Annotated in this window: 13 protein-coding genes; 1 reads left to right on the top strand and 12 read right to left on the bottom strand. The window is 60.5% G+C overall.

Going from position 1 to position 14,146, the window contains the following annotated elements; all coding sequences use genetic code 11:
- Positions 1 to 7: 7 nt before the first annotated feature.
- The gene (locus AB5Z05_RS19200) at positions 8 to 1,654 is read right to left on the bottom strand and encodes a tetratricopeptide repeat protein (RefSeq protein ID WP_368152803.1); all 1,647 of its coding nucleotides are present in this window, start codon (positions 1,652 to 1,654) and stop codon (positions 8 to 10) included.
- A gap of 159 nt (positions 1,655 to 1,813) precedes the next feature.
- Positions 1,814 to 2,860: an FAD:protein FMN transferase gene (locus AB5Z05_RS19195; RefSeq protein ID WP_368152802.1), complete on the bottom strand. Its 1,047-nt coding sequence runs from the start codon at positions 2,858 to 2,860 to the stop codon at positions 1,814 to 1,816.
- A 335-nt stretch (positions 2,861 to 3,195) separates the two neighbouring features.
- Between AB5Z05_RS19195 and azu the strand changes: the two genes are divergently transcribed.
- Complete coding sequence (azu, locus tag AB5Z05_RS19190) at positions 3,196 to 3,636, top strand: azurin (RefSeq protein ID WP_076494211.1); 441 nt, start codon at positions 3,196 to 3,198, stop codon at positions 3,634 to 3,636.
- A 114-nt stretch (positions 3,637 to 3,750) separates the two neighbouring features.
- Here azu and AB5Z05_RS19185 read toward each other — a convergent pair whose 3' ends face one another.
- The 10 genes from AB5Z05_RS19185 to AB5Z05_RS19140 all read right to left on the bottom strand — a co-directional run bounded on the left by AB5Z05_RS19185 (position 3,751) and on the right by AB5Z05_RS19140 (position 13,997).
- Positions 3,751 to 4,308 (bottom strand): HutD family protein, encoded by a 558-nt coding sequence (locus tag AB5Z05_RS19185; protein ID WP_042057881.1) that lies wholly within the window; start codon positions 4,306 to 4,308, stop codon positions 3,751 to 3,753.
- An 84-nt stretch (positions 4,309 to 4,392) separates the two neighbouring features.
- Complete coding sequence (locus tag AB5Z05_RS19180; RefSeq protein WP_368152801.1) at positions 4,393 to 5,052, bottom strand: YceH family protein; 660 nt, start codon at positions 5,050 to 5,052, stop codon at positions 4,393 to 4,395.
- Between the two features lie 138 nt (positions 5,053 to 5,190).
- Positions 5,191 to 7,329, bottom strand: a complete 2,139-nt coding sequence (locus AB5Z05_RS19175; RefSeq protein ID WP_368152800.1) for a diguanylate cyclase — start codon at positions 7,327 to 7,329, stop codon at positions 5,191 to 5,193.
- Positions 7,326 to 8,519 carry an extracellular solute-binding protein gene (locus AB5Z05_RS19170; protein ID WP_368152799.1) on the bottom strand — a complete coding sequence of 398 codons (1,194 nt, stop codon included), beginning with the start codon at positions 8,517 to 8,519 and terminating at the stop codon, positions 7,326 to 7,328. The genes AB5Z05_RS19175 and AB5Z05_RS19170 overlap by 4 nt, the downstream gene beginning before the upstream one ends.
- A gap of 162 nt (positions 8,520 to 8,681) precedes the next feature.
- Entirely contained in the window at positions 8,682 to 8,897 is a 216-nt protein-coding gene (locus AB5Z05_RS19165) for a YdcH family protein (protein ID WP_005337763.1), read from the bottom strand.
- A 276-nt stretch (positions 8,898 to 9,173) separates the two neighbouring features.
- A complete protein-coding gene (locus AB5Z05_RS19160) occupies positions 9,174 to 9,785 on the bottom strand; it encodes a hypothetical protein (protein WP_368152798.1) in 612 nt (203 codons plus the stop codon).
- Positions 9,782 to 11,143, bottom strand: coding sequence for an MATE family efflux transporter (locus AB5Z05_RS19155; RefSeq protein WP_013723595.1), 1,362 nt, complete (start codon positions 11,141 to 11,143; stop codon positions 9,782 to 9,784). Before AB5Z05_RS19155 ends, AB5Z05_RS19160 begins: the two co-directional genes overlap by 4 nt.
- A 121-nt stretch (positions 11,144 to 11,264) precedes the next feature.
- The gene (locus tag AB5Z05_RS19150; RefSeq protein ID WP_021230679.1) at positions 11,265 to 13,088 is read right to left on the bottom strand and encodes a SulP family inorganic anion transporter; all 1,824 of its coding nucleotides are present in this window, start codon (positions 13,086 to 13,088) and stop codon (positions 11,265 to 11,267) included.
- A 71-nt stretch (positions 13,089 to 13,159) separates the two neighbouring features.
- Positions 13,160 to 13,750, bottom strand: coding sequence for a nucleotidyltransferase family protein (locus tag AB5Z05_RS19145; RefSeq protein WP_368152797.1), 591 nt, complete (start codon positions 13,748 to 13,750; stop codon positions 13,160 to 13,162).
- Positions 13,737 to 13,997 carry a GNAT family N-acetyltransferase gene (locus AB5Z05_RS19140; protein WP_005337747.1) on the bottom strand — a complete coding sequence of 87 codons (261 nt, stop codon included), beginning with the start codon at positions 13,995 to 13,997 and terminating at the stop codon, positions 13,737 to 13,739. The genes AB5Z05_RS19145 and AB5Z05_RS19140 overlap by 14 nt, the downstream gene beginning before the upstream one ends.
- Between the last annotated feature and the right edge of the window lie 149 nt (positions 13,998 to 14,146).

Genomic DNA, 14,146 nt, shown 5'->3' with positions numbered 1-14,146 from the left:
CGGCGTCTTAGCTGAACTGGTTGAACTCCTGACGCAGCTTGCGAAAACGCTCCTGCTGGGCCGGGTTGAGGGGGATGCCGTCGAGCACGTCCAGGGTGTCTTTGCACTCGGCACCAAACTCCGGGCTCTTGCGGTTTTTCTGCATCAGTTGCAGCAGCACCTGGATCTTGTTGAGAGCCGCACCGGTATTGGCGGGGGCGCGGCGCAGGGCCTCGCGAAAATGGCCGAGGGCCTGCTCCAGCTCGCCGCTCTGATAGGCCTTGATCCCCAGATCGTTGAGCTGCTGGTAGCGCTGACGCCGCTCCAGCACCGTCTTGTCATCGCGGGTTGCCTGAATGCAGGTGGTGAGCAACCGATCTTCGTCCTCCGCCAGCAGCCCCTGCAGGCTTTCGGCATATTCGAACTCGCCGAGCTGATAGAGGGCAAGGATGGTCTCGCCAAGCAGGGCGGGGGGCATGGTGGCAGGCTCATCGAGCCAGTTCTGGTTGGCGCGATAGAGCATCTTCTTGCCCTTGAGCAGCTCCCCCAGCGCAATCTGCACCCGGGCCTGACAGATCTGCTCGAACACCGGGTAGTTGAACTCCGACATCATCAGCGAATCGCGGATGCGCGACAGGGCAGAATTGACCTGCTTTTGCAGGTTGGCGATGTGGTAGCTGTCGTTGCTGTTGAGGGCGTAGAGGGTCAGGGTCTGGATATAGGCCCCCAGATAATGGGGCGTGCGGTGAATGGAGTTGCGCGACAGGTCGATGAGCGACATCAGCACATCCTTGGCCTGGGCGTAGTCGTGGCGCTGCAGGCACACCTCCGCCAGCCGGCGGGATAGTTGCACCGACTGGGGGGAGATATCCACCGCCCGTCTGAGCTCCTGCTGCGCCTGCTCGTCATTGCCAAGGGCCAGCAGGGATTCCGCCAGCCAGAGGTGAGCCTCCACCATCAGCGGGGTATTTTTGAGGGTCGCCTGCAGATGGCTGACCGCCTCTTCGTGGAGCCCCAGGGTGTTGCACGCCTTACCCAGCGTCAGGCGGGCCCAGCTGTTCTCCTGCCCGGCCAGCAGCTGGCGCATCAGGGCGCGTGCCTCCTGCGCCTGACCCAGCTTGAGGTGGGTATCGGCCTGCAGGCAGCGGCAGTAGTTGGCAAAACGGGGCACCGCATCGGCCCGCTCGGCACAGGCGGTAATGAGGGCTGCCAGATTGTCATCGGCCAGCGCGGTAAAGACGCTGGCCAGCGTATTGCGCCGGGCGAGGGCACGTTTGAGGCGAAACGAGAACTGCTCCTGGGAGAAGGGCTTCATCAGGTATTCGTCGGGCTCGGCTTCCAGCGCGCTCAGTACCATGGCGCGGGAGCTGTCGCCACTCACCATGATCACCACGCTTTGGGGCGGGATCAGATCTTTGTCGCGCAGGCTCTCGAGCAGCTGGCGACCATTTTCGCCAACCCCGAGATCGTAATCGATGAGATAGATGTCGAAACTGCCCTTCTGGCAGCGGCGCCGCGCATCCTCGGCGGTATTGGAGTAGGTGATGTTGCTGATACCCAGATTGAGCAGCATCGCCTTCATCATCACCTGAAACGAGCGCTGCTCATTGACCATCAGAATGCGTTGTGGCTTGGCTGGGCTCTTTTTCTCTGGCTCTTGTTCAGGTGTCTGCATCTGTCTGGGTCGAGGCGCTGCGGGCTGATGAGGGAAAGTGTGCCACCAAAGCGCCCGAAGAGGCAATTGGCCAAGTTGTCGATTGCGAACCATCTCCGTTTGTCCGCCTTTTGTCCGCGATGAGTGAAAGAAAAAGGCCCTGTTGCCAGGGCCTTGAACTCACCGTTTTTTCTCTGCCAGATAGGGAGCAAATTGCGGCGTGTACTCGGCCTTGAACCCCTGTTCAGTCTTGATGATGAGATAGACCGCCAGCTGGTGCTGTTTGGCAAATGCCAACCCCGCTTCAGGCCCCATCACCATCAGGGCGGTATCGAGGGCATCGGCCTCCAGTGCGGTCGGGGTGATCACGCTGGCGGAGACCAGCTTGTGGGTGACCGGCTGGCCGGTGGCGGGGTCGATGATATGGGAGTAACGCTGGCCATCCAGCTCGTAGTAGTTGCGATAGCTGCCTGCAGTGCTGAGCGCCATGCCGTTGGGGATGACGATATCGGAAAACGCTCCCGGCTGATCGGAAGGTTCGACGATGGCCACTTTCCATGGCGAGCCCTTGCTGTTGTTGCCCTTGCTGCGCACAGCACCGGCCACTTCGATCAGGTAGTTGTGTACCCCCTTGCCCTCGAGCAGGGTGGCAATCTCGTCAGAGGCGGCCCCCTCGCCAAGGGTGGAGAGGTCGAGATAGAGATCCGGGATCGTTTTTTCGAGCAGGAAGTGATCACCCTGCGGGGTCAGGGTCAGCTTGTCGATCCCCACCTTGTGGCGGGCGGCGGCGATGGCCACCTCATCGGGCCGCTTGACCGGCCGTTTGTCCGGGCCAAAGCCCCACAGATTGACCAGAGGCCCCACGGTCACATCCAGCTTGCCGTCGGTCAGCTTACCGGCATCCATCCCCTGCTGGACTATGATGGCCATGGCGGGCGGGATGGCAAACGGGGTATTGGCGGGCCCCTGATTGAAACGGGAGATGAGCGAGCCCGGATCGTAGGTGGAGATCTCCTTGTTCATCCGGGCCAGCAGGCTCTCAACATCGCTTTTGAGGGCGGGCTCCCCACCGGGGTAGCTATCGCTCAGGGTCACCACATAGTAGGTGCCCATGGTCTTGCCCTGAATACGGGTCTGGGCAGGCGGGGTGGGCTGGCAGCCGGCCAGAGCCAGCAGCAGGGTCAGCAGCAGGCCGCGCAGGGCCGCCACGGGGGTTATCGCAATCATCCGGCGCTCTCATTGGGAGAAGGTTCATATCGGGGCGCTAGCTTAGCCAAGGGGCGCCCGCCGGGCGAGCTCTGATAGGGGCAATCGGAGGGAAAAGGGCAGAAAAAATTAAACAGTTTTGAACCTGTGACAGCCGAGTGCCGTATCGTCCCTCCGTGAGGGAGAGAGTGGCGAGTAGAGCACCGTCTGGTGACCTGGCCCGCAGCTTTGGCCAAAAGCCATAGCCGATTGAAGACAACTGAGTAAAATGAAGGTCGATTTAGACGGCATCTTTGCGAAGCGTTCACCGCATCCGCCAAGTCGTTGCCATCCATTGCCAATCAAAGGAGAAGATGATGAAAAAGGCGATTACCCTGCTGTTTCTGAGTACCCTGGCTGCCCCCGTGCTGGCGGATGAGTGTGCACTGGTCATCGAAGGCAATGATGCCATGCAGTACAACCTCAAAGAGATGAGCGTGCCGGCCACCTGCAAGGAGGTGACGGTCACCCTGAACCACACCGGCAAGCTGCCCGTGACAGCCATGGGTCACAACTGGGTGCTGGCCAGCACCGCCGACTATCAGACCGTGGCGACTGCCGGGATGAGCGCCGGGGCCGAGAACGGCTATCTGCCCAAGGACGATGCCCGTGTACTGGCTCACACCAAGCTGATCGGCGGCGGCGAGAGCAGCAGCGTCACTTTCAAGACCGACGGTCTGGCGGGCAAGGATCTCACCTTCTTCTGCTCCTTCCCCGGCCACTTCGCCATGATGAAGGGCTCCTTCAAGGTCAACTAAGGTGCTGACTGGCTCGAGCCGGTTGCCTCAATAGCAAAAGCCGGGATTTCCCGGCTTTTTCATCTCTGCTGTTTGTGTGTGGCGTGGCATGACTGCACACCGCCGACTTTTGTGCTATTTGGCCTGCAGGGTAAAGAAGGCGATGGCGGTCTTCTTCTGGCATTCGAAGTGAATGCTCTCTTCCCCGGTCACTACCAGCGTCTCGTTGATGGCCACCTCTTTGCCCTGCACGGCCAGCTGGCCGCTCAGCAGGTGACAGAGGTAGGTCTTCTCTGGCTCGAGGGTAAGGGTCAGCGGGAAGGGGAGGTTCAGTACCCGCACGTTGGCGCTGATGCGATCCGGATGGTAGATAAGCCCCAGATCGGTCACCTCTTTTTTCAGCAACTCGCAGTGGGTTTCCTCATCGCCGCTAAAGTGCGCCGCCTCGAAGGTGGCGTAGGGGTGACCATTGAGCACAAAGCCAGCCCCGCTCACCGGCAGCAAAATGCGCTGATAGCCAGGAAAGGGGGAGAAGGGGCCCGCGCTCTTGATGGGGGCCGAGCTCAGTCGATAGTCAAAGTCGAGTTTGGCAAGGCTGCTCCCCTTGGGGGAGATGAGGATCTGGCTGGTGGTGCCCTGCTGGTTTTTCCAGGGCATCTTCTGGTGGTCAGACTCTTTAATCAGGGTGATCACGGGCACGTCCTCACGATAAAAAACGCAGGGAGCCGGGGACATCAGCCCCGGCTCCCTGATAGAGATTGGCGATGGTAAAGGCGATCAGCCCTGAACATCCAGCGCAGCCAGCCGAGCTTCCATGGCGGCGAGACGGCTCTTGAGATCGCTCACCTCCTGCTCCAGCTCGCTCAGGCGGTCGGCGGCAGGGGAGGCATAGGCCGCGGCGGGGGCGGCATCCATCATCGCCTGAATATCCACTTCGCCGCTGAACAGGTGGGCGTAGCGGGATTCGCGCTTGCCTGGCTCGCGCGGCAGCTTGACCACGTAGGGGCCACGCTCGATGAGCTGGGTCAGCACCGCATCCACCTCGGTGACATCATCGAAGCTGCAGAGGCGGTTGGTACGGGAGCGCAGCTCCCCCGGGGTTTGCGGGCCGCGCAGCAGCAGTTCGCAGACGATGCCAAGCTCCTGGGCACTGAATTTCAGCTCGCCAAATTCGGTGTTACAGAATCTGTGCTGATAGCGGGGCACCCGGGCGTTGAAGCCTGCAGTGTTGACCACCAGCCGCTTGCGGATCAGCTCGTCCACCACGGCGCGGATATCGAGCTCGGAGAGCTCCAGCACCGGCTCGCGGTTGCTCTTCTGGTTGCAGGCGTTGACCAGTGCATTAAGGGAGAGGGGATATTGATCCGGGGTGCAGATCTCTTTTTCAATCAGACAGCCGATGACGCGGGCTTCCAGCGGGCCAAGTACTAACTCCATTTCCTACTCCCTTCCAAATCGAGACATCAAGAGCCCCTATCTTAGTCATGGTCCGTGCCGCGTCTAGCGTTGCGCGCCATTTTTGCGAGCTGATCAGGGCGTTGGCGAAAGGCTCGCCAACGCCAGAGGTCTCCGCTTTTAGCGCTGCCCCTGATAGAAGCGCGCCTTATTGGCATACATGGCGTCGTCAGCCACCCGGCTCAGCTCCGCCAGGGGGGTCTGGTCGCTGCTGCTCCAGCCGATGGCAAAACGCAGCGGGAAGCTGTGCTCCCCATGCTGCACGATGGCGTGCTGCTGGCTTGCCTCCAACCTGCCTGCCAGCTGCTGACTGGCGAGGTGATCCGCCTCCGCCAGCAGCACGAACTCGTCGCCGCCGATACGGAAAATCTTCTCATCCTGACGGCAGAGGGTGCGCAGCTGGTGAGCCATCTGGATCAGCAGGGCGTCGCCAGCCTCGTGCCCATACTGGTCGTTGGTACGCTTGAGGCCGTTGAGATCGAGCATGAAGAGGGCGAGGTGACGCTCGGGATGGCGCGCCAGCACTGCTTGATAGTGGTGGAAGGCCTCTTCGAACGCCTGCCGGTTGGGCAGCCCGGTGAGGTTGTCGGTGCGGGCGACCCGCGCCAGCTCGTCGGTGAAGAGACGCCCCTCGATGCCCACCGCCAATTGCTTGGCAAACAGCCGCAAGATGGCCCTGTCTTCGGACTCCAGCCCTTCGGCGCTCACCATCAGATAGCCAAACAGCACGCCACTTTGACTGCCGGGCAGGGTCATGATCTTCCAAAGTGCGTTATCCCACTGGCATTCGGAGTGTTTGACCTCCTCATCCATCAGTTGAACCAGTTTCTCCTGCAAGGCATCCCGCAAGGGGGCATCGACCCCCTGGGTCAGGGAGTAGTGGGGCTGGCCATCGCGGCGGATCACCAGCCCCCAGCGGTGGCCGGGATAGAGCTGCGAGAGCTGCAGCAGGGCGGAGCTGGCCAGCTCGGCAATATCGATATCCAGCTGCTGGTGCAGACCGAACTGCAACCAGGATTGCAGGATATGGCGGCTGCGCTCCTCCCGGCTCAGGGCCGAGCGCAGGGCGGTCGTTTGCGAGGCAACCTCTTGCTCCAGTTCATCGTTGAAGCCGAGCAGCCGCTGGTTGAAGGCCTCTTTCTCGCTATTGGCCTGCTGCAGCTGTTCATTTTGCTGATAGAGCGCCCGCACCTGATCCGAGATGGTGCTGGCCATCTCCTGCAGCAACTGGCGCACCTCGTCGTACTCCACAAAGCGCAGCGGCGCCTGCCGTTGCTGGTAGTTGCCCTTGCCATAGCTGCGCACCAGCGCGGCCAGCGAGCGCAGCGGTCGGGTGAGCCAGCGGGTGAGCCAGACGCAGCCGATGGCCACCAGCAGCAACATGACGGCGATGCTGACGGTCAGCAACTGCTGGGATTTATTGAGTTCGCTGACCCTGTCATTGCTGTAGCTGTAGAGGGTGATGGTGGGGGTGATCTCCTGCTCCAGCTGGGGCCAGCCAATGGCCAGGGGCTGCGCCATCTTGCTTGGCTCCCTGTCATCCATGGCGTTGGCGCTCTGGTGAGCCCCTTCGTAGAGACGGTTCTCGCCCTGGGAGATCACCAGATATTCGCTCCCCTTGAGATAGGGTTCCAGCAACTGGGCCATCTGTCGCCAGGGGAGGATGGCCATCACGAAGCCGGAAGGAGTCTGCATCACCCCTGCGCGCTGGTGGTTGCGATAGATGGGGGCCACCAGCGCCAGCCCACCGCTGCGGTTTTGCTCCATGTCGTCGACCAGCACGGGATCATCGACGGGCAGTAGCAGATGCTTGCCCTGTTTTGCCTCGCGGGTCTTGCCCCAGGCCATCAGCTGCGGCATCAGGTTGCTCGACTCGAGGTGGGAGGCCTGGCCATTGATGTACTCCACCACCAACCCCTTGTCATCGATGAGGTAGGCCGAGGTGAGCAGGCTGTTGGATTTGACAAAGGTGGCCAGCGCCAGCCGGGCATGGCTGGAGAAGAGAAAGTTGTCGAGGGCCTGATGGAGTACCCGATCCTGGCTGAGCTGATTGAGCTGGGTGCCGATCAGCTCGCTGCGAAAGCGGGCTTCGCGGGTCATGCTGGTGAGGGCTCGCTCCAGCTGCGACTGCTCGCTCTGGGCGATGATCTGGTGCTGGCGGATCAGCAGCACAGTGCTGGCCAGCAGTGCCGGCAGCAAGGCGACGGTGAACAGGATGATGATGAGGGTCGGGCCGAGCCGAAAGGTGCGATGTTTCATGGTGTTTTGACCTGCCGGTACTGCTGATCGGCCAGCTGCTGCATATAGCGGGCGGTGTCGGCGGCACTGATCCCCTCTTTAAAGCGCTCGAACCCTTTCTCCATCGCTTGCCAGGCGATGGACATGGCGCTGTCGGAGGGCATGGGGGTACTGAGGGTGAACTGTTCCTGCAGCACTTTTTCCTGAGGCGTGGGACGGCGGCTGATGGCGGTAAAAGCCTGCTGATTGACCGGCAGCAGCGCCCCCTGATGATAGATGAACTGCTGAATATCCTGACGCTGGATAAAGGCCATCAATGCCTTGATGACGGGTTGCCGATCCTCATCATCCATCGCCCAGCGGGAGGCTCCCATCACGTAGGCGCCGCTCATGGAGTGCATGGGATGGCTTTGCCAGCGGGGCAGCAGGGCGATGCCCAGCTTATCCCCCATATTCTTCACCAGATCATTGAACGCCCAGTCCCCATTGATGAGGTAGGCGCTCTTGCCCTCATTGAAGCGGGCGAGGGCGGTGTCATAGTCGCACTCGGGATCGACCCACTGTTCGCTGGCGACGGTGCGGTAGGCCTCCAGCGCCTGCACCATGGCCGGGCTGTCGAGGGTGATGCGCCCTTCGGTCACCGGCGAGCCGCCAAAGGTGTGTAAAAAGGCGGCGAAGTAGTACATGTCGTGATAGGGCCAGCTGACGGGGTCGACCCCCTTGGCCTTGAGGGCCGGGGTGATAGCTGTCAGTTGCTGCCATTGAGTCACCGGAGTCGAGACCAGCGCCTTGTTGTAAAACAGCATCAGATGGTTGCCCTGCATCATGGGCATGCCCCAGCGTTGCCTATCCAGGGTGACATAACGCAGGGCGCTGGCCATCAGCGCGGGGGAAAACCACTCGGCCGGGAGGGGAGCGAGGGTCATCTGGCGATAGAGGCCGATAAAATCGGAGGGGATTAGCATCAGGTCGGGCAGCCCCCTGGCCTGAGCTGCCAGCAGGAGATCCGCCTTGATCTTGCCCGGCTCAATCTGGGTGACCCGCACTCTGTGGTTCCCCTCCTGATTGAAGCGGGCGATCACGTCGTCGATCACGTAACCGGCTTGCTGGGAGTGCCACAGCTCCAGTTCAGGCTCCTGAGCCTGCAGGGGGTGGCTCAATGCGAACAGGCAAAGCAGCAAGAGATGATAAAAAGATCGTTTTCTGCTCATGTTATCATCACCGTTATTCCCTGAATTCCAAGGGAAAAATGTAACAAACTACCGGCAAGATCGGTAGGCTCGGGTGTCAACTAATTGACTGAAACAACAAAAAGCCCGGCGCGTGGGCCGGGCTGGGGGATAAATTGCTTATCCGCATATTCTTCGAGGCATCTATTGTGGATGTTGTTTGAGGATGTCGTATATCTCCTCTTTCAGTTTGAGTTTCTGTTTTTTCAGATCTCTCACCTCGGCGCTATAGTCGCTGGCGTGATGCTTTTCCAACTTTCTAATCTCCGCATCCAGGTCGTTGTGCAAGTCAAACTTCTTCTGGAAATGGACATCACTGCTCTTCAGTTTCGAGATGAGTTCTCTGTACTCTGGGAACATGTAATGGAGCCTCCTTGGTTTCGTTTGATTGTGCCTGTAAGACCAAAGCTACCCCTTAGTGCCGGGGATAAATGTGATCCTGATCAGATTTGGGGGCAATGATTTGGAGTATTCGGCGGGATGTTTATAAGTTGTTGAATAAAAACAAAATAAGTGATTTATCAATCTGAATGGTGAGCCAAACTGTGCGACAAGTCACAACAGGGGCTGTGTTGGCGTGAGGGCGCAGGATCAAAAAAGGGGCCGAGTGGCCCCTTTTTATGGATGCAGGCAACGTTACTCTTTCTCTTCGTCCGCCTGCTCTTTTTTCTTTTTCTTCTCGGGCAGCGGCTTGCCATCGCGGTGGATCACCTTGCCCGCTTCAAAGCCAATCTGGGCCGCCAGCTCCTCCAGATCCGCCGACTTGGCCTGATCCCCGATGGCGTAGCGATAGTTGGCGATGGAGAGCTTTTCGGCCACCGGCGTGCCCGGGACGATAGGCTCGCGCCAGCCTTGGCCGATGTGGGCCACCAGGGTGCCGTTCATCAACAGCTCGCCGACGATCTCCTGGGTCGGATTGCCCTTGCCGTAGGTGAGACCCTGCGGGTGCTTCTTGCCGACCAGCGGCTCGTTGCTGGCGGGGATCAGCTTGGTGCGGATCAGCCACTTGGGCTTTTTGGTGTTGCCCACCGCCTTGCCGGTTTGGTACTCGTTGATCTTGATGGTCTTGATCATCTGGGCCATGAATTCCTTGGTCAGCGCCTTCTGGGCGTCGCTGGTTTCATCGATGGCGATGGGGGCCACATACCAGGTCTGGGTGGCTTGAGCCTTGGGAGCGGCAGGGGCAGTTTGCGCCATGGCCAGGGGGCTGAGCAGGATGGCAGCCAGCAAGAGTCCTATCTTCTTCATTGTGATTCCGCTTTTGTTTCAACAAGAATTTTGTTTTGCCAGCGACGACTGCGCCAGCGCCAGAACATGGCCAGACCGCGCACCCACTCGTCGCAGGCCAGCGCCAGCCAGATACCGACCAGTCCATAACCCTGCATGATACCGAGGAAATAGGAGAGTGGCACGGCAATTCCCCACATGGAGAGCAACGCCATGTAGAGGGGGAAACGGGCATCCCCGGTGGCCCGCAGGGCGTTGATCACCACCAGATTAAAGGTGCGGCCGGGTTCGAGGATAAGGCTGATAAGAAACAGTTGCGCCACCTGAGTGATGATGTCGGCATCATCGGTAAAGAGGCTGATGATGGTACGGCCATTGAGGGCCGCCGCCACGGCGATGACGCAGGTGACCGCCAGCCCCAGCTTGAGGCTCTTGAGCAGCTGCTGATAGGCGCGATCGAACTGTCTTGCGCCCGCCAGATGGCCGATGATGATCTCGTTGCCAAGGCCGATGGAGAGGCCAAACAGCAGGATAAACAGGCAGATCTGGAAGAAGTAGGATTGGGTCGCCAGCGCCTTGTCACCCAGCAGTCCGACAAAGGCTGTCACCACCATAAACTGCAGCATCCAGGAGAGATTCTCCCCTGCAGCAGGCAGGCCGATATGGAGCACCTTGCCCAGCATCTCCCGACTGGGGTGGACGATATCGCGCACCACCAGCCGAATGCCGGTCTTGCGGGCTACCAGCCACACCAGCAGCACCACGCCGATCAGGCGGCCCGCGACCGTGCTGATGGCGACACCGGCGACGCCAAGCTGGGGCAGGCCGAACCAGCCGTAGAGCAGCAGCAGGTTGCCGACGAAGGTGATGAGGTTGACGATGAGAGTCACATACATCGCCTGACGGGTGTGGCCGTGGGCGCGCAGGGTGGCCGCCAGACAGAGCGCCGCGGCCTCTGGCAACAGGCAGAGACCGATGATCTGCAAGTAAAGCGTCCCGTCGCTCATCAGGTTGGCGGGCAGGTTCATCAGCGCCAGCATGGTGCTGGCCCCCGCCATCACGCCGATGGCGGCCACCAGCCCGATCAGCAGGTTGAAGCCGATAGCGGTGTGGATCACCACCCGACTCTTCTCCCGATCGCCCGCCCCCAGATACTGGGTGATCACCACGCTGGTACCGATGCTGACGAAGCTGAACAATGTGATGGCGAGGTCGAACACCTGATTGCCGACCGCCAGCGCGGCCACTCCCTGATAGGAGACGTGACCCACCATGAAGGTGTTGAGGGCGCCGGTCAGAAAGTGCAGGGCGAGATCGATAAAGAGCGGCCAGGTCAGCGCAAAGAGGGTGCCCGGGCCTGCGTGGGATTGAGATTGCATGGCATGTCCAACAGCTGGGAGGGCACGGGGGAGTGCCCTCTGGGGGCGCATTTAACACCAAGGCCAAGGCCGGTGCAATCCTTGTGCAGGATTGCACCGGCCAGGGGGTCAGGCCAAGGGATCAGGCAGGCGTGGCGCCCGCCTCCTGTTCGCTTGGCAGGGTGAGGCGCGCCGAGTCGGGCAGGGCATCATCCTGCGGCCAGTTGGAGCGGATGGCATCAGTGGTGCTCTCCACCACCGCATCATCCTTGAACACCGGCTCGCGGTAGCAGCGGGTCAGGCGCAGCGCCTGATACATGTCGGGGCAGAGGATGATCCCTTCATCGCCCACCCGTACGCCTGCCTGCTTTAGCCAGTGGGTCATCTGGCCGTGGCGACCCGCCATCACCATATGGATGCCGCGCCGTTTCAGCTCTTTGTGCAGCTCTCCCACCATGCTCATCACGCTGATGTCCTGATGGGTGAAGCAGGCGACTGCATCGATCACCAGACACTTGGGGGCTCGGGGATCCTGCACCAGCAGGGCCAGCACCCGCCGCTTGAAATAGGGGGCATTGAAGTAGGTGAGCGGTGAGTTGAAGCGATAGACCAGAATACCCGGGATTGCCTTGGCCTGTTCGTTGTCTCCCAGGGTACGTACTACCCCCTCGTCATCCATGCCAAGCAGCTGATCGGTGGGGCGCATCACATTGCGCAGGAACTGGAACAAGCCGAGCAAAACCGCGAGGGTGATCCCGGGGATCACTCCCATGGTGAGCACGCTGATAAAGGTGACCAGCGCCAGCCAGAAGGCGGATCGATCGGAGTGGCGCAGGGCCCAGAGACCGCGAAAATCGGTGAGCGAGAGTGAGGCCATCACCAGCACCACCCCGAGGGCGGCGGTGGGAATATATTTGAGCGGCGCCGTCAGATAGAAGGTGATGAGGGCGATCACCGCCGCAGCGATGATGGAGACCAGCTGGCTCTTGCCGCCGTTGGCATCGTTGACCGCGGTGCGTGAATCCGCGCCGCTGATGGCGAAACCCTGTGAGACTGCGGAGGCGAGGTTCGCCATGCCAAGGGCCCGAAACTCCTTGTCCGCGTCTATCTCATAACCGTTTTTGGCGGCAAAGCTGCGGGCGGTCAGCATCATGGAGACGAAGCTCACCATGGCGAGGTTAAGGGCAGGCAGCACCAGCTCCCGCATCAGACCGGGGGGAAATTCCGGCATCTGGAACGCGGGCAGGCCGGAGCCCACCGTCCCCAGGGTGGCGATATCAAACTGGCCGAGATTAAAGCCCCAGACCAGCGCAGCGGTCACCACCATGGCCACCATGGAGGAGGGCCATGCCGGTTTGTAGCGCTTGGCCAGCAGCAGGGTGAGCAGGGCCACCAAACTCATGGCCAGGGTCGGCAGATGGGTCTGGGTAATATAGGTAGCCCCGCTGGCGATCCGCTCGATGAGGTAACGTTCGCTGAAAGTGAAGCCGAAGATCTTGGAGAGCTGGCCCACCATGATGGTGATGGCCACACCATTGAGCAGCCCCATCAGGATCGGGCGGGAGAGAAAGTCCGCCAGCACTCCCAGCTTGAAGCGGCTGGCAATCAGGCACCAGAAGCCGGTCATGGCGGTCATGGTCATTACCAGTTGCCAGTGACGGGTTGGGTCGCCTGCGGCCAGCGGCGTTACCACGGCGGCGATGACCGCACAGGTGGCGGCATCGGGGCCGACAATCAGCTGGCGGGAGGTGCCAAACAGGGCGTAGACCAGCATGGGCAGGATGCAGGAGTAGAGGCCGACGATGGCACCCACCCCGGCAAGCTCGGCATAGGCGATGGCGACGGGCAGGGCCACGGCCGCCACCGAGAGTCCGGCGCGAAGATCTGGCATCAACCAGGCGCGCTGGTAATGCAGCAGGGCGGCGAGGCCCGGTAGCCAGCGTTCGAGAGAGAAGAAGTCGCGCATTATTTAACCCATTGAGTTACAACCAGCTTTTCCCCTAGTGTGCCCAAGGTTATCGAAAGATTGCAATCAGGTTATGGCCAGTTTACCTGAAGGTCAGGCCAGATAGCCTGCCAGCGTTTCTCCTTGATGCGCTGGGTAAAAATCTGTTTGTCCTGGCGACATTTGGGGTTGGCACTCACTTGCAGCGACCAGTTGATGGCAAAGCCGTAGGGGGCGAGCCACTCGAACTCGCCATCTTTGGTCAGGCGCACGCCGATGCAGGTGGGCACTTCGACCCAGTGGCTGAGCGCTTCAAGGCTGCTGGCAAACGGCGTTACCAGCTGCCGCGTGTGCATGCGGGCCTGATTGCGTACTTCCCACTGCTGGCCGGGCAGCCGTTTTGCCAGCCAGGCTTCGTGCTCTGCTTCGGCCAGCCCTTGTGGGTCGCTGTTATCGAGGTAGATAAGGTCGATATCGTTGAGCGGGGTTGACTCGGTTTTGTGATGCAGGTGATCCCAGATGAGGTTGCGGATAAAGCCAGCTCCCAGCGCCCAGTCGGGCAGATTGAGCTCTGCGGCGGCTTGCAGGCAGGCCATCCGCTGCGGATCGGCCCGCAGCAGGGCTTCTGTTTTGGCTTGGAATTGCTGTTCGGGGACGGTGTTCAGAGGTTCAGTTGTTGGCATTGCGGCGTAACCAGACATCAATGTAGCGGCAGCTCGGCACTATAGTGAGCCCCTCCGCCTGAGTCCAGTTGAAGAAGGCACGCGCCAGCTGATCGGCAATCCCCTGCACCCGCAGCTCGGGGGGCACGAAGGTGCTGTATGCGTCGATGGTCTTGGCATCGAGCCGCCGGTAGCGCAGTCTCGACTCTTTCCCCTCCACCATACAGATGAACTGCTGCTGGTTGGCCTGATGGATGATGTCGCTCATGGTGGGCACCTCTGGCATAAAGTTGGGTCTCTCGGCACAACATAACTGTTAGCCAAGGTATAGAACAGATAGTGGATGATGTATCGATTGTTATCAGGATTATTGAGCCAGCTCTTGCTCTCTGGCTTTTATCTTGGCACGAATCTATG

It is taken from the genome of Aeromonas sp. R2-4 (genome assembly GCF_040908365.1).
Lineage (GTDB): Bacteria > Pseudomonadota > Gammaproteobacteria > Enterobacterales > Aeromonadaceae > Aeromonas > Aeromonas veronii.
The sequence above is the reverse complement of the archived record's forward strand: the minus strand, read 5'-3'. Positions and strand labels throughout refer to the sequence as shown.